The 21,385-nt window shown below is 61.2% G+C and carries 21 protein-coding genes; 18 read left to right on the forward strand and 3 right to left on the reverse strand.

Annotated elements, in window-relative coordinates:
• Positions 1–139: 139 nt before the first annotated feature.
• From rpmG to H4P12_RS00245, 3 genes are all read left to right on the forward strand, one after another.
• On the forward strand, positions 140–307 hold the full coding sequence (gene rpmG, locus H4P12_RS00235) for a 50S ribosomal protein L33 (RefSeq protein ID WP_089344652.1): 168 nt from the start codon (positions 140–142) through the stop codon (positions 305–307).
• Between the two features lie 184 nt (positions 308–491).
• Complete coding sequence (locus tag H4P12_RS00240; protein ID WP_187791601.1) at positions 492–1,781, forward strand: PQQ-dependent sugar dehydrogenase; 1,290 nt, start codon at positions 492–494, stop codon at positions 1,779–1,781.
• Between the two features lie 236 nt (positions 1,782–2,017).
• On the forward strand, positions 2,018–2,281 hold the full coding sequence (locus H4P12_RS00245) for a hypothetical protein (RefSeq protein WP_246448752.1): 264 nt from the start codon (positions 2,018–2,020) through the stop codon (positions 2,279–2,281).
• A gap of 167 nt (positions 2,282–2,448) precedes the next feature.
• On the opposite strand, the gene H4P12_RS00250 is transcribed toward H4P12_RS00245, so the two are convergent.
• Entirely contained in the window at positions 2,449–2,604 is a 156-nt protein-coding gene (locus H4P12_RS00250) for a hypothetical protein (RefSeq protein ID WP_187791603.1), read from the reverse strand.
• Between the two features lie 227 nt (positions 2,605–2,831).
• On the reverse strand, positions 2,832–3,995 hold the full coding sequence (locus tag H4P12_RS00255) for a Gfo/Idh/MocA family protein (protein WP_187791604.1): 1,164 nt from the start codon (positions 3,993–3,995) through the stop codon (positions 2,832–2,834).
• A gap of 193 nt (positions 3,996–4,188) precedes the next feature.
• Here H4P12_RS00255 and H4P12_RS00260 point away from each other — a divergent pair, with 193 nt between their 5' ends.
• The 13 genes from H4P12_RS00260 (at position 4,189) to iolB (ending at position 18,912) form a co-directional block, all read left to right on the forward strand.
• The gene (locus H4P12_RS00260) at positions 4,189–5,202 is read left to right on the forward strand and encodes a LacI family DNA-binding transcriptional regulator (protein ID WP_187791605.1); all 1,014 of its coding nucleotides are present in this window, start codon (positions 4,189–4,191) and stop codon (positions 5,200–5,202) included.
• Between the two features lie 84 nt (positions 5,203–5,286).
• Entirely contained in the window at positions 5,287–6,324 is a 1,038-nt protein-coding gene (locus tag H4P12_RS00265) for a LacI family DNA-binding transcriptional regulator (RefSeq protein WP_187791606.1), read from the forward strand.
• Positions 6,325–6,559: 235 nt separating this feature from the next.
• Positions 6,560–7,504 (forward strand): sugar ABC transporter substrate-binding protein, encoded by a 945-nt coding sequence (locus H4P12_RS00270; RefSeq protein WP_187791607.1) that lies wholly within the window; start codon positions 6,560–6,562, stop codon positions 7,502–7,504.
• Between the two features lie 83 nt (positions 7,505–7,587).
• The gene (locus H4P12_RS00275; protein ID WP_187791608.1) at positions 7,588–8,661 is read left to right on the forward strand and encodes an ABC transporter permease; all 1,074 of its coding nucleotides are present in this window, start codon (positions 7,588–7,590) and stop codon (positions 8,659–8,661) included.
• Positions 8,662–8,679: 18 nt separating this feature from the next.
• Positions 8,680–9,510: an ATP-binding cassette domain-containing protein gene (locus tag H4P12_RS00280; RefSeq protein WP_187791609.1), complete on the forward strand. Its 831-nt coding sequence runs from the start codon at positions 8,680–8,682 to the stop codon at positions 9,508–9,510.
• A gap of 10 nt (positions 9,511–9,520) precedes the next feature.
• Positions 9,521–10,453 (forward strand): sugar ABC transporter substrate-binding protein, encoded by a 933-nt coding sequence (locus H4P12_RS00285; protein WP_246448753.1) that lies wholly within the window; start codon positions 9,521–9,523, stop codon positions 10,451–10,453.
• A gap of 73 nt (positions 10,454–10,526) precedes the next feature.
• Positions 10,527–11,429, forward strand: coding sequence for a sugar phosphate isomerase/epimerase family protein (locus H4P12_RS00290; RefSeq protein ID WP_246448754.1), 903 nt, complete (start codon positions 10,527–10,529; stop codon positions 11,427–11,429).
• 10 nt (positions 11,430–11,439) lie between these two features.
• On the forward strand, positions 11,440–12,447 hold the full coding sequence (locus H4P12_RS00295) for a Gfo/Idh/MocA family protein (protein ID WP_187791610.1): 1,008 nt from the start codon (positions 11,440–11,442) through the stop codon (positions 12,445–12,447).
• 9 nt (positions 12,448–12,456) lie between these two features.
• Positions 12,457–13,245 carry a TIM barrel protein gene (locus H4P12_RS00300; RefSeq protein ID WP_187791611.1) on the forward strand — a complete coding sequence of 263 codons (789 nt, stop codon included), beginning with the start codon at positions 12,457–12,459 and terminating at the stop codon, positions 13,243–13,245.
• Entirely contained in the window at positions 13,242–15,164 is a 1,923-nt protein-coding gene (locus H4P12_RS00305; protein WP_187791612.1) for a bifunctional 5-dehydro-2-deoxygluconokinase/5-dehydro-2-deoxyphosphogluconate aldolase, read from the forward strand. Before H4P12_RS00300 ends, H4P12_RS00305 begins: the two co-directional genes overlap by 4 nt.
• Complete coding sequence (gene iolD, locus H4P12_RS00310) at positions 15,161–16,996, forward strand: 3D-(3,5/4)-trihydroxycyclohexane-1,2-dione acylhydrolase (decyclizing) (protein WP_187791613.1); 1,836 nt, start codon at positions 15,161–15,163, stop codon at positions 16,994–16,996. Before H4P12_RS00305 ends, iolD begins: the two co-directional genes overlap by 4 nt.
• 9 nt (positions 16,997–17,005) lie before the next feature.
• Positions 17,006–17,917 carry a myo-inosose-2 dehydratase gene (iolE, locus tag H4P12_RS00315; protein ID WP_187791614.1) on the forward strand — a complete coding sequence of 304 codons (912 nt, stop codon included), beginning with the start codon at positions 17,006–17,008 and terminating at the stop codon, positions 17,915–17,917.
• A gap of 185 nt (positions 17,918–18,102) precedes the next feature.
• Entirely contained in the window at positions 18,103–18,912 is an 810-nt protein-coding gene (gene iolB, locus H4P12_RS00320; protein WP_187791615.1) for a 5-deoxy-glucuronate isomerase, read from the forward strand.
• A 235-nt stretch (positions 18,913–19,147) separates the two neighbouring features.
• Here the strand turns inward: iolB and H4P12_RS00325 are convergent, their stop codons facing one another.
• A complete protein-coding gene (locus tag H4P12_RS00325; protein ID WP_187791616.1) occupies positions 19,148–19,315 on the reverse strand; it encodes a hypothetical protein in 168 nt (55 codons plus the stop codon).
• Between the two features lie 259 nt (positions 19,316–19,574).
• Between H4P12_RS00325 and H4P12_RS00330 the strand changes: the two genes are divergently transcribed.
• Both H4P12_RS00330 and H4P12_RS00335 read left to right on the forward strand, forming a co-directional pair.
• Complete coding sequence (locus H4P12_RS00330) at positions 19,575–19,838, forward strand: hypothetical protein (protein WP_187791617.1); 264 nt, start codon at positions 19,575–19,577, stop codon at positions 19,836–19,838.
• A 37-nt stretch (positions 19,839–19,875) separates the two neighbouring features.
• Entirely contained in the window at positions 19,876–21,369 is a 1,494-nt protein-coding gene (locus H4P12_RS00335; protein ID WP_187791618.1) for an alkaline phosphatase, read from the forward strand.
• Positions 21,370–21,385: the final 16 nt, after the last annotated feature.

A 21,385-nucleotide genomic window follows, 5' to 3' on the forward strand; every position in this document is an offset into this window, starting at 1 on the left:
AAAATGCATATCCGGGTTGAAACTAGGTGAAACTCAAGGATTCCGGTTGACATGCGGATCATCGCGGCTAAAAGGCAGGCTCTAATGAATTCCACGGGGTTTGCGCTGCGCGACTTTCCCCGCAGCAGGAGCGATAACCATGGCGAAGCCGACGACCATCAAGATCCGGCTGAACTCATCAGCCGGCACTGGCCACTTCTACGTGACCAAAAAGAATGCCCGTACCATGACTGAAAAAATGACCGTTCGTAAATACGATCCGGTCGTTCGTCAGCACGTTGAGTACAAAGAAGGCAAGATCAAGTAATCTTGCCTGCGTTCGCTTCGGTTTTACCGGGGCCGAATGATAAAAAGCATCTGCATGGATGTTTATGCGCTAGGGTAATGCTTTGCATTGCCCTTTTCGCATTTGTGGCCCGAACTGTTGAATCCGCCTTTCGGTTTGTCCTTTAACTGCTTTATCCTCCGGTGAAACATTCATGGGGGATCTGATGGACCTGTTGGCCAAAATAACTGGAATGATTGGCGGCTTCATGGTGCGACAGCGCCGGGCCGAATCTCCGCGTCAGCAGGCGATTGGTTTGACCCCCGTCATACCGCAGGCAAAGCCGCAGGGGATCATGACGTTGAAAATGCCCGCTGCGACCGGCTGGAAGCCAGGGCATCTGCCGACCGCTGCGCCGGGCTTGAAGGTCAACGCCTTCGCGACCGGTCTGGACCACCCCCGTTGGATCGAGGTGCTGCCGAACGGCGATGTTCTGGTTGCTGAATCCAGGGAACAGCCGGGGCCACCGAAAACCCTGTTTGATCGCGCAGCACAGGCCACCATGCGCCGCGTAAAGGCCATTGGCGACAGCGCTAATCGGATCACGCTGTGGCGGGATGCGGATGGTGACGGCGTCGCAGAAGGCCGCCACGTGTTTCTGGCAAATCAGCGGCAACCCTTTGGCATGGCGCTGGTTGATGGCACGTTCTATGTCGGCAATACCGATGGAATCGTGGCTTTCCCTTATACCGAAAATGCCACTGAAATTCACGGTCAGGGCCGCCGCCTTGTCGAGTTCAAGCCGCATGGTCACTGGACCCGCAGCCTGATCGTTTCACCTGATCGCACCAGGATTTATGCGGGGGTCGGTTCGCTGACCAATATCGCCGATCAGGGGATGGATGCCGAACAAGGGCGTGCGTCGATCTGGGAGCTGGATCTGGTAACCGGGCAAACACGCGAATTTGCCACCGGTCTGCGCAATGCCGTCGGCACGGCATGGGAGCCAACGACAGGTATGTTGTGGACCGTGGTTAACGAACGTGACGGGTTGGGCGATGAAACCCCACCGGATTATCTGACATCGGTGCAAGAGGGTGGCTTTTACGGCTGGCCTTACTGCTATTGGGGCCAGACCGTTGACGACCGTGTGCCGCAAGATCCCGACCTTGTGGCGCGGGCAATCACACCGGATTATGCGCTTGGTGGGCATACCGCCTCTTTGGGTTTGTGCTGGATGCCCGCAGGGACGCTACCGGGGTTTCCTGACGGTATGGTGATCGGACAGCACGGATCGTGGAACCGTTCAATTCTCAGCGGTTACAAGCTGATTTTCGTGCCCTTCCAAAATGGCCGCCCGTCTGGCCCACCACAAGACATCCTTTCCGGCTTTCTGAGTGAGGATGAAAAAAGCGCCTATGGTCGGCCCGTAGGTGTCGCGATCGGACCGGATAAAAAATCCTTGCTGATGGCGGATGATGTGGGCGACGTGATCTGGCGGATCAGTGGAGCGTAAATATCGGCAATTTATGATATAAATCGCTGATATTTGTAATAAAATTCTAGATCCTATCAAGTTGAAATATTGTTCGCGCCACAGCATCGTCGCTTCATCTGAATAATGAGGCGATGATGCTGATTAAATATTTTGTTATTTCAACGGTCATGTTTGTTTCTGCCTGCGCGACAATCACACGGGGCACAAATGATGTTCTGGTTGTCAATTCAACCCCGACAGGTGCGCAGGTGAAGATGAGCAACGGAGAGTCCTGCGACAACACGCCCTGCACTTTCAAGGTGCCGCGTAAATCCGAACTGAATGTGCTGATTACCAAACAGGGGTGCGAGCCCCAGCAAATTCGGGTGACGAACAAAGTTGCGGGTGGCGGTGGCGCAGCCATGGCCGGAAATGTTCTGGTTGGCGGGATTATTGGGGCAGGCGTTGACGCCAGCAACGGCTCGACACTGGATCTGGTGCCTAACCCGGTAGAGGTGACATTGGCCTGTCGGCGATAATCGGCCCTCCCATTTCTGTCAAAGGCAGGGTTCGCCCTGCCTTTTCCGATGCTTGCTGCATTCTTCTGTTGCGCGGTGATATTATTTATATATCGGCCATCAGCTGATTTGCACAACAGAGCCCATTTGCCATGCTGATCCATAATTTCCCATGAAGGCCGCTTGGATCACCCTGTTTCAGCCCGACCATTCTTTTTGGCCGGTCCCGGAAGTTTGGGCAGCAGCGCAAAGGGATAAGACGCCAGGCCCAGCAGCGCATGTTCGTGATGCATGTTGTCGGGCGTCGCAACATAGATCAGATCAAGTTCGTCATCATCGACCAAAGCCTGATAGCTGCCATATGATTTCCCAATCTGTCATGTGCGGGCAAAGGCATCGGACTGGTCTTGATTGCGCGATCCGACAGCGGCGATATCCTGTGGCGTATGGACGCGGACGGATTGGATGAATTCTTCAGCCATCCAGCCCGTCCCCAGAATGCCCCAATGAAGTGGCGGAGCCTGCATCGGGTCTGGCACACGTGACGGGGGAAGCCGGGTCGGAAAGGGCCTCAGACATCCTCCCAAGTCTTCGACTCTAATGAGCGTTCCATCGCGTCGATAATGCGCATGTTCTTCAACCCGAAGTCGAAATCCGGGTCGCACCGATCGGCCTCGCAGATCCCCGCGATCAGATCGCGCACCTCGATCACCTTGACGTCGAAATAGCCCAGACCGCCGCCCGCAAAATCGAACGGAAAGAAGGCTGCGAATTGCGGCACCTGCGAACCCGCCAGCAGCGTCTTGAACCCCCGATCGCGCTTGGGATCACCAAAGCGGGCGACCTTTAGTTCGTTGAACCGCTCTCCGTCCATGATGATGGAACCTTCGGTGCCCGAGACTTCCCAGTAGACGCCAAAGACTTTGCCCGCAGACATGCGTGACGCCTCTATCGTGCCGCCAGCGCCGTTCGAAAAACGGATCATGGCCTGCACCTGATCTTCGTTTTCAACCTGGCGCCGCAGGGCGTCGGGTGCTGCCTTGGCGCTGTAGCCGCCGGCACCCTGCGGAACCGGGCGAGTGGGAAAGAAGGTCTGCGTTTGCGCGATGGTGCTGGTGACATCGCCCATCAGATATTGCGCGACCGAGATGACATGGCTGCCCAAATCGCCAAGCGCGCCAGAGCCCGCTTCCTTCCGTGTGCAGCGCCAGGAAAAGGGCAGGTCGGGGTCGTTGAAGAAACCCTGATCGAACCAGCCGCGAAACCGTGTCGGAGTGCCGATTTCGCCCGCGTCAATGATCTGTCTGGCCAACATGGCAGCCGGTGTTTTTACATTGTTGAATGCGACCATGGTATTCACGCCCCTGGCTCGCGCGGCGGCGGCCATCTCTTCGGCCTCTGCAACCGTCACCGAAAGCGGCTTTTCACAATAGACATGCTTGCCTGCTGCGATAGCTGCCAGCGCCATATCATGATGCATGGCATTGGGTGAGGTGATGTCGACGACATCAACCCCCGGATCATTAACCAGTTCGCGCCAGTCGCCGGTCGATTTTTCAAAGCCGAAACGCTGGGCCGCATCAGCGGCCAATTCCGGGGTCGCGTCAGCGATCATGTAAAGATGCGGCACCGCCGGCAGATCTCGATACAGCATGCCCGCCCGGCGAAAGGCATCGGCATGGGCCTGTCCCATGAAGCCGGATCCGATCAGTCCAATATTCAGTCGCTTGGTCATGGTGTCACCTTGTTCAGGTCGCGAATTGGGGGTTCGATCAGGGGCGTCATATCGGCTGCGGTGGGCAATCAGGCATCAGTGCGGCACGCGGAAGAGTGGCATCGGTCGTCTTGGTGGCCGCGGAGCGAAATTATGATTGTCCTGCGCCGCGCCAAACACCATTCTTGACGAAATTTCGTCAAATGAGGACGTCATGGGCCACAAGTCGACAGCGCAGGATGTCGCGCGCGAGGCAGGCGTGTCGGCGTCGACGGTTGATCGGGTGCTGAACAATCGTGGCGGCGTCAGTGAGGCGAAAGAGCGCAGGGTCTTTGCCGCCGCGCGGCGGTTGCAATTGGATCGGGCGCTTGACCCTCGGGCGGCGCGGACGTTGCGCATTGCTGCCTTTGTGCAGCCGCCGACGAATCCCTTTCACGCGGCGCTGGCGACGGCGTTGCAGGCACAGAACCGGGGACCGAACCCGTTCAATATCCAGTCACGCATTTTTCACGCAGATGCTGCGCGCGCGGATGAAACCGCCCGCCGTGTTGCCGCTGCGGGGGCAGAACATGATGCCATCATCATCTGTCTTCCACACGACGTTTCCCTGGCACTGGTGCTGCAGCGTTTGGCGGATTCGGGGAAGCCGGTCGTTACGCTGGCGACCGACATCCGTTGCCGTGGCGCAACCTATGTCGGCCCGGACAATCACAAGGCCGGGCGATTGGCGGCAGAGCTGATGGGGCGGTTTCTGGGGCAGGCCGGGGGCGATGTGATTGTCATTGCCGGATTGTTGACCATGATCGGGCAAGAGGAACGCCAAGCGGGATTTCAGCAAGTGTTGGCAGAGCGTCATCCGAACTGTCGCATCACCGGCGTTTTTGAAAGTAGGGAAAAGGGCGATCTGGCCGGGGATCTGGTCTATCGTGCCTTGCGCCGCAATCCCTTGATCCGGGGGGTTTACAATGAATCGGCGGGCGCAACGTCTGTCGTGGATGCGCTTCGCAGATTGGGGCGGCTTGATGACGTTGTGTTCATCACGCATGAACTGACTGCGGATCGCAGGCCTTTGCTGCAAAGCGGCGCGATAGATGCCGTGATCGACCAAAATCCAGAATTGGAGGTGGAGACGGCATTGCGTGTGATTGCCGCCTTTTACAACCGGGCCGAGGGCGACGGGATTCCGGCCATCACCCCCGTGAACATCTACACGCGCGAAAATTGCTAAGGGCTTGGGTTGGGGCAGTCAGCGTGCTTGCAGCAATGCAGATTGTCCCTGATAGTTTCCATCACCCAATGATGCGAATACACCATGAGCCGTCCAACCATCGCTGATCTTGCCAAAGCTGCCGGTGTCGGTCGCGCGACCGTGGACCGGGTGCTGAACGGCCGCCAGAACGTGCGTGAAGAAACCGTCAAGCGCGTGCATGATGCTGCTGAACGCATCGGCTATCACGGTGCGAATATCATTCGCCACCGGATGCTGGCGGATAAGCCGGAATTTCGGCTGGGGTTGATTTTACAAAAGCCGCAGCACGCCTTTTATCAAGAGACACTTCGGATATTCGAGGCTCAGGCCCGCGCCTGCACATGGCGACGCGTGCAGATCCTTGTGAAATTTCTTGAGGATTCCAACCCCGAAGAACTGGCCCGGCTATTGGGCGGAATGAAGGGGCGGGTCGATGCTGTGGCTGCGACGGGGCTTGACCACCATTCGGTCACGCTGGCGGTGCAGGAATTGCGAGAGGCGGGGATACCTGTCTATTCGCTGCTCTCCGATTTCGCACAGGGTGTTCGGGAAAGCTATTTCGGCACCAACAACCTGAAGCTCGGGCGGGTGGCCGGCTGGTTCATTTCGCGGTTGGCGCCGCGGGCCGGCAAAGTCGGGCTGTTTATCGGCGGTCCCCGGTTTCATGGCCATGAACTGCGTGAAACGGGATTTCGCAGTTTCTTTCGCGATTCCGCGCCGGGATTTCATTTGCTGGAAACGCAAATCAATCTGGAGACACGGCAATTGACGTATGAAGCGACGATGAACCTGTTGTCGCGCCATGACGATCTTGTCGGGCTCTACTGTGCAGGCGGCGGCATGGAAGGGGCGATTCAGGCCGCGCGGGAAATGCGCAAGCCCGGTGATCTGGTGTTGATCGTCAACGAACTGACCCCCGAATCGCAGTCCGGGCTGCGCGATGGCACGTTAAGTGTCGTCCTTGCCACCCCGGTTCGGCAGATTACAGCGGATCTGATCGTGCAGATGATCGACGCGTCAGAGCGCGGTTTTGCTGACATGCCGGGGCAGAGGTTCTTTCCGGTACAGATATGGACCCCCGAAAGTGAATTTATGATGTAATTGCATCAATCGTTCAGGATGATTGCATCACGAATGATGTAAATACCGTTCGGTTTACGTTGATTGCGCTATCCAAATAAGGAACTCTTCGCGTGTCGACCGGGGAAGAGGGGGTCGGCATAAACAAGAACAGTTTCGGCACAGTCACCGCTTCTGGCGGATGGATAAACTTTGTCTGCTGGTCAGGCCGAACGGATCGCGGCGTATCCTGACGCCGTCTGTGGAGGAGAAGATGATGAAGACATTTTTGCTGTCGACCGCGTTGGTCGCGGGCCTTGCAAGCGGTGCCGCCGCCGAAAACATTGGCGTTTCAATGGCGCTGTTTGACGACAATTTCCTGACCGTTCTGCGCAACGGAATTCAGGAACAGGCCAGCGGTATGGACGATGTCGATGTCCAGATCGAGGATGCGCAGAACGATGTGGCACGGCAACTGGATCAGATCAAGAATTTCATCGCATCCGGTGTCGATGCGATCATCGTGAACCCGGTTGACACCTCGGCCACGCAGGCGATGACCGATGCGGCGGCGGCGGGCGGCGTGCCACTGGTCTTCGTGAACCGCGAGCCGGTCAATGTGGACGCGCTGCCGGACAATCAGGCCTTCGTCGCCTCGGACGAACGCGAATCCGGCACGCTGGAAACCATTCAGGTCTGCGAACTGCTGAAGGCGGCGGGCAAGGACCCGGCGAATGTCTATGTCATGATGGGTGAGCTGTCCAATCAGGCGGCGGTTCAGCGTACCAAGGATATCCATGACGTGATGGAAGGCGGCAAATGCGCCGTCACGCTGAATATCATTGATGAACAGACTGCCAACTGGCAGCGCGACGAGGCACAGGATCTGATGACGAACTGGCTGTCCTCGGGCACCGCGTTTGATGCACTGATCTCGAACAATGACGAAATGGCGATCGGCGCGATTCAAGCGATGAAGGCTGCCGGTATCAATATGGATGACGTCGTCGTCGGCGGCATCGACGCCACGCAGGACGGGCTGCTGGCGATGGCGGCGGGTGAATTGGACGTGACCGTGTTTCAGGACGCAGCCGGGCAGGGCGGTGGCGCGCTGGATGCCGCGCTGAAGCTGTCGCGCGGCGAGAAGGTCGAGAAGAAGGTCTACGTCCCCTTCCAGCTGGTCACGCCGGAGAACATGGGCGAGTTCACGCAAGGCAACTGAGGGTTCGCCTCATCGACGGGCGGTGCGCGATGCATCGCCCGTGGCAAGGTCAGGCGAGCGTCGTCTCGCGGGAAGGATGAAGCATGTCGGATACATCGCACGGCGTTGGCGGATTGAGTTTCGACAAGTCCAGGCGCGGACTTCCGGCCGAGGCCGGTGTCGCCATCGCCTTGGTATTGATCGTCGTAGCCTTTGAACTGCTGGGCCGGGTGCTGATGCATGACAGTTTCCTGTTCAACACCCGCGACAATGTGCCCGGCATTTTCAATCAGGCCCGTTTGCAGATCATCATTCTGCAAGTCTCGATCATCGGCATCATCGCGCTTGGCGTGACCCAGGTCATCATCACCGGCGGCATTGACCTGTCGTCCGGGTCGGTGGTCGGCATGACCGCCATGATCGCGATGAGCTTTGCCCAGGTGGGTGAGATCAATGGCATGGAAAACACCCGCGCGGTCTTTTTTGCCCGAGGATGGGTTGATCTGCCGGTCATCATTCCCATCGTGATCGGGCTGGCCTGCGGGATTGCCTGCGGTCTGATAAACGGCCTGCTGATCGCCTATACCGGCATCCCGCCCTTCATCGCCACGCTGGGGATGATGGTGTCGGCGCGCGGCGTCGCCAAGTGGTGGACGGCGGGGCAGCCGGTGTCCTTCCCGACCGAAAGCTATGCCGCCATCGGCGCCGGCATGATGCCGGTGGTGATCTTCGCCTGCCTGGCGATCCTGTTCCACCTGATCCTGAAATACACCGTCTATGGCAAGCACACCTATGCCATCGGCTCGAACGAGGCGGCGGCCCGGATGTCGGGCATCCATGTCCGGCGCCACAAGGTGCTGGTCTATACCATCGCCGGGCTGCTGGGCGGGATCGCGGCCATAGTTCTCAGTTCCAAGAACCTGACCGCGCAGGCCGGAATGGGGGTGATGTATGAACTGGACGCCATCGCCATGGCGGTGATCGGCGGGATTTCCCTGTCGGGCGGTCGCGGGACGATCCTTGGCACCGTGCTGGGCGCGCTGATCTTCGGGGTCATCATCTCGGGTTTCACCTTCCTCAGGCTGGACGCCTATTATCAGGAAATGGTCAAGGGCGCGATCATCGTCGGCGCCGTGGTGCTGGACCAGTGGCGGCAGCACCGCGCGGCCATCAGATAACGAAAAACGGAGAATATCATGGCAAGCGACCTGCAAACCAATATCTCGGGCGCGGATGCGGCGCAGACGGTTGGCGCACTGGGCGAGGTGATCCTGCGCACCGAAGGCCTGACCAAGCATTACGGCGGTGTTCACGCCCTGGTCGATTGCAACTTCGAGATCCGCAAGGGAGAGCATGTGGCGATCATGGGCGACAACGGCGCCGGTAAATCCACCTTCGTGCGCCAGATCACCGCGGTGGAAAAACGCACCTCGGGCAAGGTCTGGTTCAACGGCGACTATGTCGATTTCGACGGCCCTCTGGCCGCGCGCGAAGCCGGGATCGAAACGGTGTTCCAGACCCTTGCCCTGGCCGATCATCTGGACGTGCCCGACAACCTGTTTCTGGGCCGCGAGATCCGCAAGTTCAATCTCGGGCCGTTCTCGATCCTGGATTACAAGGCCATGCGCGAGGCGACCCGCAAGGGGCTGGAAAAGACCGGGGTGAAGATCCCCAATATCCGCAACACCATCCAGAACATGTCGGGCGGGCAGCGCCAATGCGTGGCCATCGCGCGCACCGCGACCTTCCATTCCAAGCTGACCATCATGGACGAACCCACTGCCGCACTGGGGGTGCAGGAAACCGCGCAGGTTGAAAACATCATCCGCACCCTGAAGAGGCAGGGCGAGCCGCTGATCCTCATCAGCCACAACATGCGGCAGGTGATGGACCTGTGCGACCGGATCGTGGTGTGGCGGCGCGGGCGCATCTGCGCCAACCTGCGCAAGCAAGACACCAGTGGCGAGGATGTCGTGGCCTATATCACCGGCGCCAAGACCCAACCCGAATATGACAGCGCAGCGTAAGGAGGCGATGATGATGCGGAAATTCCTGACCATGACGGCGCTGGTCGCCGCCACCTCGATCGGGGGCGGGGCCTGGGCCGAGACGCGGGTGGCGGTGTCGATGACCGCCTTCGACAACCCCTTCCTGACCATCATCCGCGAGGCCATCGGCGCCGAGGCCGAAAAGACCGCCGATCTGGATGTGGTGTTCGAGGATGCACAGCTGGATGTGGCCCGCCAGCTGGATCAGGTGCAGAATTTCATCGCCGATGGCTATGATGCGATCATCGTCAATGCGGTGGATGGCAATTCGACCGCCGCCATCACCCAGGCGGCGACGGCGGCAGGGGTGCCGCTGGTCTATGTGAACCACCCGCCGGGCGATGTGGACAGCCTGCCCGAAGGGGTCAGCTTCGTCGGCTCGAACGAGGTCGATAGCGGCACCATGCAGACAAGCGAGGTCTGCGCGATTCTGGGTGGCAAGGGCGATGTGCTGGTGATGATGGGGCCGTTGGAAAACCATTCCGCCATCATCCGCACCAAGGACATCCATGACGTGATCGCCACACCCGATTGTTCGGGCATGAAGGTGGTCGAGGAACAGACCGCCAACTGGAATCGTCAGGAAGCGCAGGATCTGATGACGAACTGGCTGACCTCGGGCGTCGAATTCGATGCCGTCATCGCCAATAATGACGAAATGGCCATTGGCGCCATTCTGGCCATGAAGGCGGCAGGGACCAGCATGGACGATGTGGTGGTGGCCGGCATCGACGCCACCCCGGACGGGCTGGCGGCGCTGGCGGCGGGCGATCTGGACGTAACCGTCTTCCAGAATGCCGCCAGGCAGGGCGAGGTCGCCTTGCAGACCGCGCTGGCCATGGCACAGGACCAGCCGGCCGAACGCAACATCTGGATCCCGTTCGAACCCGTCACCCCCGAGAACATGCAGAATTACCAGTAACACGCCCCGCGACGGGACCGCGCTTGCGATGCGGCGCCATCGCGCGGGACAGGTGACGCCGCAGAAAGGTCCCATGATGAAGATTGCTCTCGACCCCTTCATGCACCGCCATCTGACGCTGGAACAGCTGCCCTCGAAGGTGGCAGAACTTGGCTATGACTCGATCGAGCTGAGCCCGCGCGCCGATTTTCTGGAATGGTTCAAGGCCCCGCGCGTCTTTCCCGACCGGGTGAAATCCTTCAAGCGCGCGCTGTCGGATGCGGGTGTCGGCATCGCCAGCCTGCTGCCGATGTATCGCTGGGCCTCGAATGACGAGGGCGAGCGGCAGGCGGCTGTGAAGCACTGGAAGCGCGCCATCGAAATCGCGGTGGAACTAAGCGTGGACACCATGAACAGCGAATTCGGCCGTGGCCCGCACCCGGACAAGGGCAGCTGCTATTGCTGCCACACCGGTGCCATGATCGAGGCCTGCGAGGACGCCTGGTGGCGCAGCATGGACGAACTGGTGCCGATCCTGGAACGCGAGGGCATCAACCTGCATATCGAGCCCCATCCCGAAGATTGGACGGAAACGCTGCAGCCCTCGGTCGATCTGATCCGCACGGTGAACTCGCCACGGGTGAAGTTTCTGTATTGCACGCCGCACACCTTCTATTTCGGCGATGATACGGTGGCGATGTTGCGCGAATGTGCCGATGTGTTGGCCCATGTCCATATCGCCGACACCTTCAACCACAAGGCCAGCAGCGGGCTGCGCTATATCCTGAACCCGCCGGGCACGCAGGCGCGGGTCCATCAGCACCTGAATATCGGCCAGGGCGAGGTGCCCTGGGACGATTTCTATCGCACGCTGGCCGAGATCGGCTTTGACGGCATCATGACCGCCTGCGTCTTCGCCTGGGAAGACAAGGCCGATCACAGCGGCACATTCATGCGCACCGAAATGCAGCGCTATCTGGATACATATTTCACGTGAGGGCAGGGGAATGACCGTCAGAATTGGTGTCATCGGCACAGGCATGATCGGGCGCGATCATACGCGGCGCATCGCGCAGGTGCTGGCCGGGGCAGAGATCACCGCGCTCAGCGATTACAGCACCGACGCGGCGCGGAAGGTGCAGCAGGATCTTGTTCCCGCCGCCCGCGTCCATGACAGCGGCGAGGACCTGATCGCGGCCGCCGATGTGGACGCGGTGCTGGTCTGTTCCACCGGGGCGACGCATGAGCCTTATGTTCTGGCCGCCATCGCCGCCGGCAAGCCCTGCTTCTGCGAAAAGCCGCTGGCGACGACCGCCGAAGGTGCCCTGCGCATCGTTCAGGCCGAGGTCGCGCATGGCTCGCGGCTGGTGCAGGTAGGCTTCATGCGCCGCTATGACGCCGGTTACCGGATGCTGAAACGGGTCGTCGACAATGACATCGGCACACCGCTGATGGTCCATGCCGCGCACCGGAACCCGACCGTGCCCGACAGTTATGGCACGCCGATGGCGATCCATGACACGCTGATCCATGAAATCGACGTGCTGCGCTGGTTGCTGGATGACGACTATGTCTCGGCGCAGGTGGTGTTCCCGCGCAGATCCAGCCACGCCCATGCCGGCCTGCGCGATCCGCAGGTGGTGCTGCTGGAAACCGCCAAGGGTGTCCGCATCGATGTCGAGGTGTTCGTGAATTGCCGCTATGGCTATGACATCCAGTGCCAGATCGTGGGCGAGGAAGGCCTGGCCAACCTGCCAGAGCCGATGACGATCACGCTGCGCAAGCAGGCGCATCTGCAGAACGAGATCCTGATGGATTGGAAGGATCGCTTCATCGACAGCTATGACGTCGAACTGGCCGATTTCATCAAGGCCGCCGCGCAAGGCACCGCCGCCGGGCCGTCCAGCTGGGACGGCTATGTGGCGGCGATCACCTCGGATGCCTGCGTGCAGGCGCAGGACAGCGGCCAGATCGTTCCCATCACGCTGCCGGATCGTCCGGCGCTGTACCGCTGAGGGGCCGCCATGCGCTTTGCCATCAACCATATCTCGGCGCCGCGGCTGGCTTTGGCGGATTTCTTCGCCATGTGCCGCCGCCTGGGCGTCCACGAGGTCGAGATCCGCAACGACATCCCCGATGTGCTCTCGGCCATGACCCCGCAGGCCGTTCGCGCCGAGGCGGCGGCCCAGGGCATCACCATCCTGTCGATCAACGCGCTTTACCCCTTCAACCGCTGGTCGGGCGATCTGCCCGACCGGGCGCAGCGGATGGCCGATTACGCCGCCGAATGCGGGGCGCGGGCGTTGGTCATGTGCCCTTTGAATGACGGCACGGCGATCGCCCATAGCCAGGTGGTGACGGCGCTGGATGCGCTGGTAGGGGTCCTGAAAGATCGCGGGTTGACCGGCCTGGTCGAGCCGCTGGGCTTTCCCATCAGTTCGCTGCGCCTCAAGTCCGAGGCCATCGCCGCCATGACCGAGGCCGACGAGAACGGCGTTTTTGCGCTGATGCATGACACCTTCCACCACCATCTGTCGGGCGAAACGCAGATCTATCCGCATCGGACCGGGCTGGTGCATATCTCGGGCGTGACCGATCCGGGGCTGGACGTGGCCCGGATGCTGGACGCCCATCGGGTGCTGGTCGACGAGGATGACCGGCTGGACAATCTGGGTCAGATCCGGGCGCTGCTGGCGGGCGGCTATGACGGGCCTTTCAGCTTCGAGCCATTCGCCGAAAGCGTGCACGCGCTGGACAATCCCGAAGCCGCGCTGCGCGCCAGCATGGACGTTATCCGAAAGGGGCTTGCATGACCAAATCGCTGGACCTCATCACCATCGGCCGCTCCTCGGTCGATCTCTACGGCGACCAGATCGGTGGCCGGCTGGAGGATATGGGATCTTTCAGCAAGTATATCGGTGGCTCGCCCACCAATATCGCCTGTGGAACGGCGCGGCTTGGGCTGCGCTCGGCGGTGATTACCGGGGTGGGCGACGAACATATGGGGCGCTTCATCCGCGAACAGCTGGCCCGCGAGGGCGTCGATCTGCGCGGCGTCAAGACCGACCCCGACCGGCTGACCGCACTGGTCCTGCTGGGCATCCGCGACGAGGACAGCTTTCCGCTGATCTTCTACCGCGAGAATTGCGCCGATATGGGCCTGACCGAGGATGACATCGACGAATCCTTCATCGCCGAAGCGCGTTCCGTGCTGGCCACCGGCACCCATCTGTCCCATCCGAACACCCGCGCGGCGGTGCTGAAGGCGCTGGAACTGGCCCGCAAGCATGGCGCGCAGACGGCGCTGGATATCGATTATCGCCCCAATCTGTGGGGCGTGGCCGGCCATGGCGAGGGCGAAAGCCGCTTCGTCGAAAGCGCCACGGTGACGGCGGAACTGCAGTCGGTGCTGCATCTGTTCGACCTGATCGTGGGCACCGAGGAAGAATTCCACATCGCCGGCGGCTCGACCGACACCCTGCAGGCGCTGCGCAATGTCCGCGCGGTCAGTGGTGCCACGCTGGTCTGCAAGCGCGGCGCGGCGGGCGCGGTGGCGTTTGAAGGGGCGATCCCGGACAGCCTCGATGACGGCCAGACCGGTCCCGGTTTCCCGATCGAGGTCTTCAACGTGCTGGGCGCTGGCGACGGCTTCTTTTCGGGGCTGATGAAGGGCTGGCTGGACGGGGCCGACTGGCCGACCGCGCTGGCTTACGCCAATGCCTGTGGGGCCTTCGCGGTCAGCCGGCATGGCTGCACCCCGGCCTATCCCTCGCTGGCGGAACTGGACTTCTTCCTGAAACGCGGGGTGGTCCAACCCGACCTGCGCAACGATGCCGCGCTGGAACAGATCCACCGGGCCACCAACCGCACCAATCCTGGCGCGGGCGACTGGACGACGATGCGGGTCTTCGCCTTCGATCACCGCGCCCAGCTGGAGGACATGCCCGGCTTCACCCCCGCCAAAGGCGCCGCCTTCAAGGAGCTTTGCCTTCAGGCGGCATTGCAGGTGGCGGACGGGCAGGGCGGCCATGGCATCCTGTGCGACAACCGGATCGGACGCGCGGCGCTGCACCGGGCGTCGGGCACCGGGCTGTGGATCGGGCGGCCGACGGAATGGCCGGGATCCTACCCGCTCACGCTGGAACCGGAACTGGGCGCCGATTGCGGGGCGCTGGACGAATGGGCGCGCGAAAACGTGGTGAAGGTGCTGTGCTTTTGCCATCCGGGCGACGACCCCGCCACCCGCGCCGCGCAGGAAGCCACGGTCACGCGGCTGTATACCGCGGCCCGCCGCAACGGGCTGGAATTCCTGCTGGAGGTGATCCCCTCGAAGCTGGGCCCGGTCGATAATGACACCACCGCCACCCTGATCCGGCAGTTCTACGCGGCCGGCATCTATCCCGACTGGTGGAAGCTGGAACCGATGAAGACCCCCGCCGCCTGGCAGAACGCCATCGCCGCGATCGAGGACCATGACCGCCACACCCGTGGCATCGTCGTCCTCGGCCTCGACGCGCCGGAAGAAGAACTGTCCGCCAGCTTCGCCGTCGCCGCCGCCTTCCCGCTGGTGCGTGGCTTCGCGGTCGGCCGGACGATCTTCGGCGATGCCGCCCGCGCCTGGATGCTGGGCCAGATGACCGATCAGGAAGCCGTCGCGCAGATGGCCGAACGCTATGCAGGGCTGTGCAGGATCTGGGACCGCGCCCGGTCCGCCGCCAAGGAGGCCGCATGAAGACCATCCGCTTGACCGCCGCTCAGGCGATGACCCGCTGGCTTTCGGTGCAGATGACCGAAGAAGGCACGCGGTTCATCGACGGTGTCTGGGCGATTTTCGGCCATGGCAATGTCGCCGGTCTGGGCGAGGCGCTGCATGGCATGGGCGACGCCCTGCCGACATGGCGCGGCCAGAACGAACAATCCATGAGCCATGCCGCCATCGCCTTCGCCAAGGGGCAGGGGCGAAGGCGGGCGCAGGCGGTGACCACCTCGATCGGGCCGGGATCCACCAATGTGGTGACGGCTGCGGCGCTGGCGCATGTGAACCGGCTGCCGCTGCTGATCATCGCGGGCGATGTCTTCGCCAATCGCCGTCCCGATCCGGTCCTGCAACAGATCGAGGATTTCGACGACGGCACCGTCAGCGCCAATGACTGCTTCCGCCCGGTGGTGCGCTATTTCGACCGCATCACCCGGCCCGAACACCTGCTGACCGCGCTGCCCCGTGCCCTGCGGGTGATGACCGATCCGGCCAATTGCGGGCCGGTCTGCCTGGCCTTCTGCCAAGACGTCCAGGCCGAGGCCTACGACTGGCCCGAGGAATTCTTCGCCCCGCGTGTCTGGCGCATCCGCCGCCCCGCGCCCGATGCCGCCGAGCTGGCCGAGGTGGCCCGGCTGATCCGCAAGGCCAAGGCGCCGGTGATCGTCGCGGGCGGCGGCGTGATCTATTCCGGCGCGGAAACTGCGCTCGCTGATTTTGCCAGCCGCCACAATATTCCGGTGATCGAAACGCAGGCCGGCAAATCGGCGCTGCCGCAAGCACATCCGATGAATTTCGGTGCGGCCGGGGTCGATGGCGCGGCGGCGGCCAATGCGGTGGCGGCCGGGGCCGATCTGGTGATCGGCATCGGCACGCGGCTGCAGGATTTCACCACCGGCTCGCGGACGCTGTTCGGCGATGCCAAGCTGATCGGCATCAACGTCCAGCCCTATGACGCGGCCAAGCATGACGCGGTCAGTCTGGTCGCCGATGCGCAGGTGGCGCTGGCGGCACTTGACGCCGAACTGGGCGATTATCGCGCCAGCGGCGCCGATCCGGCGTGGCGCACGGATTGGCTGGCGGCGGTCGACGCCCATTGCGCGGCGCCGGCAGAGAGCAACCGGTTGCCCACCGATGCGCAGGTGATCGGCGCCGTGCAGCGCGCGACCGGCGAGGACGCCATCGCCATGTGCGCCGCCGGCACCATGCCCGGTGCGCTGAAGCTGCTGTGGCAGCCGTCGCAGGGAGGCTATCACATGGAATACGGCTATAGCTGCATGGGCTATGAAATCGCCGGCGCCATGGGGCTGAAACTTGCCCGACCGGATCGCGAGGTCATCTGCTTTGTCGGCGATGGCAGCTATATGATGATGAATGCCGAATTGGCGACGGCGGTGATGCGCAAGATCCCCTTCACCGTCGTGCTGACCGACAATCGCGGTTACGGCTGCATCAACCGGTTGCAGGCGGGCACGGGCGGTGCGCCGTTCAACAACCTCTATGTCGACAGCCGGATCGAGGCGCAGCCGCAGATCGACTTCGTGGCCCATGCCGCCAGCATGGGCGCCCATGCGGTCAAGGCCGACGGTATCGCCGCGCTGGAGGCAGAGATTGCAAAGGCGCGTTCCCGCGATGTTCCAACCGTGATCGTCATCGACACAACGGCGGTTCCGGGTCCGGGTGACGGGTTGGACGGAGCCGGTCACTGGTGGGACGTGGCTGTTCCCGAAATCGGCGATACCGATCGATTGAGGACCGCGTATCAAGATTATCTGTCCAATGCCGCCCGACAGCGGCTTTTGAACTGAGAGGCGAACATGATCCTTTACGGCACCAATCCGATTGCCTGGGCCAATGACGACGATCAGTCGATCGGCGCCCATATCCCGACTGAGCAGATACTGAATGAGGCCGGCCGGATTATCGGCTTTGACGGGATCGAGAATGGCCATCGCTGGCCCGACGATCCTCTGGCGTTAAAAGAGTTGCTGAGCGCTTATGGGTTGCAGTTCATCTCGGGCTGGTATTCGACCGAGCTTTTGAGCCGCTCGGTCGAGGATGAGATTGCGGCGGTTCAGCCACATCTGGCCAAGCTGAAGGCGAATGATTGCAAGGTGTGTATAACCTGTGAATGTTCCAACGCTGTGCATGGCATCCCAGACATGGCAGTGAACAATCGCCCGCGGTTGAGCGCCGAGGAAATGACGGCTTTCGGGGCGAAGATAGAAGCTTTCGCGGCCTATCTCGCATCCGAGGGAATCACGCTTGCCTATCATCATCACATGGGCACCGTGATCGAAACTCCCGAAGACATCGACGCCTTTATGGCGGCAACCGGGCCTGCAACGCGGCTGTTGTTTGATGCGGGGCATTGTGCCTTTGGTGGGGGGGATCCGTCGGCGGTTCTTGCACGACATGTTTCCCGTGTGGCGCATTTTCATGCCAAAAACATCCGCCGCCCGGTGACCGAGCAGGTGCGGTCCCAGGATCTGTCGTTCCTTGATGCGGTGATGGCCGGGGCCTTCACCGTGCCGGGAGATCCGGAAGGGGCCATAGATTTCGTCCCGCTGTTACGGGTCCTGGCGGAGGCGGGTTATGATGGCTGGCTGGTGATCGAAGCCGAGCAGGACCCCAAGATCAGATCGCCTCTGGAGTATCAGTCGCTGGGTCTGAAGTCGCTGAAGGCTGCAGCGCGCGAAGCGGGACTGGATCGTGATGCGCGGACGTGATTTCGGGGGCTTCCGCCCCCCGGTCCCGTGCCGGGCCCTTCCCCCCGAGGATATTTGACGACCAATGCAGTCAGGGATCGGGAACAGGGGGGTGGGCTGTCACCCGCGGCCGCCGCCAAAGATTTTTCCACTGGCGCGCAGCAGATATGTGCCTGCGGCGAAGTCCGTGACCTAAAGGAGATGAAATGTCAGATCTGTTGAAGAAGCCCTTCGGGACCCATGGCAAGGTGCATCAGATTACCCCGGCAAATGCGGGTTGGCGCTATGTTGGATTTTCGGTGTATCGGTTGCGAGCGGGTGAGACCGTGGCAGAGAGCACAGGGGATAACGAGGTTATTCTGGTTCTGGTCGAAGGCAAGGCGCAGATCGAGGCGGCCGGACAGGATTGGGGCATTCTGGGTGACAGAATGGATGTGTTCGAAAAGACAGCGCCGCATTGTCTTTATGTGCCAAACGCTCAAGCTTGGCAGGCGACGGCGGCCACCGATTGCACGATTGCGGTTTGCGCAGCACCCGGTCATGGACAACATCCCGCGCGCCGGATCGGCCCTGACGGCATCAGCCTGACCCAACGGGGGAAGGGCCCGAATGCCCGGTTCATCAACAATATCGCCATGGAAAACGAAAATTACGCCGACAGTCTGCTGGTGACCGAAGTCTTTACGCCGGCGGGCAACTGGTCCAGCTATCCCAGCCATCGCCATGACGAGGACGATTTTCCGCGCGTCACCTATCTTGAGGAAACCTATTATCACCGTATCAACCCAAAAAACGGCTGGGCTGTGCAGCGTGTTTATACGGATGACCACGGGCTTGATGAGGTCATGGTCGTAAAGGACGGTGATGTGGTTTGCGTGCCGCGTGGCCACCATCCCTGCGGCGCACCCCATGGCTTTGAACTGTATTACCTGAACGTCATGGCCGGACCGCGCAGGGCTTGGAGATTTGTGCTGGCACCAGAGGTGGAGCAGATTGTTGCGCAGGAAGCGGAGTAAAATGCCGGGGATGATCGCCCCGGCCGCGGTTGTGATCTGATACCAATCGGCCTGCGAAAGTTTGTGTTATTTGGCAGCGGATCCGGCTGCTAAGCCGGTCATGCCGCATGCCAGCAAGGTTCGGCCCTTTCGTAAAATGGCCTGCCGAAAGCGACAGCTCATTTGTCTTTCGGCCAGCGCCTGCGTGACAAGGGTCGGAAACGTTACAGCGGCAAAACGATAAGTTTGCGGCGGTTCAGGCTTTTATAGACCGGTAGCGTTCTCTGCGCGGCGCAAGCGCCAGAAGCGTCTGCGCCGTCTTGAACCGCGGTGCGCCACTTTCAGATTGGCCGCGAAGCAGCTCGAACGGCCCCGGCAGAAACAACTGCGCGACCGGACCGTGACTGTCGGCCGTTTCGATCATGTCGGTTTTTTCGGGTGCATTTGGAAGAGCGACGGGGGGGAAAACAGGGTGATCGCCGTTTGACCAGGCCGACCGCTCAACACGTCCGACCGGTCTGGATGAGAGCGAGCCACCGGAAAAAAACATACCTGGCTACGACAAACTGGTTCATCAATCTGGATGTCCGCGCTCTTCCAAATGCCGAATCATTTTCACACGCCGCCCGTTATCTAACCGTTATCTGCCGCATGACCCGGCCGGAAGGCTTTCAAGATCATCTGTGGAAATCGACGGTGGTGACGGCATGTTCAAAGTAAACAACAAAGACTTAAGTGGCATCCTGCCGTTTCGAAAGATCTCTTGCCCGGGTCGGAATCGGCACCGGACCACCGGCGATATTCCCGGCACGGATGGTCTGCCGACGCCGGAACGGTGCGACCTGCCAGACCAGATCGTGGTCCAGCCGATCGTTACGCCTGCCTTGGCCGACCGGGACGAGAATCACAAAAGTTTCACCCAAGGGTCATATGTCTGTCGCCTGTGAATGGGATCGGCAGACAGAACCAATCCATGAGGTCATTATGTTCCTTCGCACTGCCGGCACGGCAATCGGTCTTGTCATCGCATCGGGGGCCTCGGCCCAGGTGTCCATCTCCCAACAGGATAGCCAATGGTATACCGATGCGCAGGAACGCATCGACGAACTCGCAGCGATTCAATCCAATACCAATCGCGCCAAGAACGTGATCCTGTTCGTCGCCGATGGGAATGGCGTCGGCACGAACTATGCGACCCGCCTGTGGGTCGGTCAGCAGGCGGGCGGTCCGGGCGATGATCACGTGCTGCCGCAGGAAGCCTTTCCCAATCTGGCGCTGGTCAAGACCTATACCACCAATGGTCAAACCCCGGATTCCGCACCGACCGCCAGCGCCATGAACACGGGTATCAAGTCGCGCAATGGCACGATCAACGTGGGTGACGAAGGCGGCTATGACAATTGCGAGGGCGCAGCGACAGCGGGACTGACCACCTTCGCCGAGATCGTCTCGGATATGGGCAAGTCGGTCGGCGTCGTCTCGACCGCGCGCATTACCCACGCCACCCCTGCGGCGGTCTATGCCAAGACCACCAACCGCGATTGGGAAGACAATACCGCGCTGCCGGAAAACTGCGCCCAGAAGGACATCGCAGCGCAGCTGGTCGATGCCGTGGATGCCGGGACGCTGGATTTCGTCATGGGCGGTGGCCGCCAGCACTTCCTGCCCAATGGCGTCACCGATGACGAGGGCGCCGAGGGTCGGCGCACCGATGACCGCAACCTGATCGAGGAAATTCAGGCCAAGGGCTGGCAATATGTCTGGAATGACGAAACCGCCGCCGCCGCCGATCCGACCAAGCCGGTTCTGGGCCTGTTCGAGGCCAGCCACATGCAATACGAGGACGAGCGCACCGATGAGCCGTCACTGGCGCAGATGACCGAAATGGCGATCAACAACCTGTCGAACAATGCCGAAGGTTATTATCTGTCGATCGAAGCGGGCCGGGTTGACCACGCGAACCACGACGGCAATCTGCACCGGGCGGTGACCGATGGCGCATCCTTTGCCGAGGCGATCGAAAAGGCCGTCTCGATGGTCGATCTGAGCGAAACCCTGATCATCGTCACCGCAGACCATGAACATGCCATTGCCTTCAACGGCTATTGCGGTATCGGCACCCCGATCACCGGTCTTTGCTACGAGATCGACGAACAGGGCAACACCCATACCGGCACGCCGTCGCGGGGCCTTGATGGCAAGCCCTATACCGTCGCGGGCTACCTGAACGGCCCCGGCTCGGTCATGCATCAGGAAGAAGGCGCGAACGACTATACCGGCACGCGCCCCGACCTGACGCAGGAACAGGCGACCGATATCGACTATCTGCAACAGGCGCTGGTTCCGATGACCTCGGAATCGCATTCGGGCGAGGATGTCGCGGTCATGGCCAACGGCCCCTGGTCGCATCTGTTCCGCGGCGTGATCGAGCAGAACCTGATCTTCCACGTCATGCACCGCGCCGTGACCGCAGAATAATCCCTGATCTGCGATG

It is taken from the genome of Paracoccus amoyensis (assembly GCF_014490725.1).
Taxonomy (GTDB): domain Bacteria; phylum Pseudomonadota; class Alphaproteobacteria; order Rhodobacterales; family Rhodobacteraceae; genus Paracoccus; species Paracoccus amoyensis.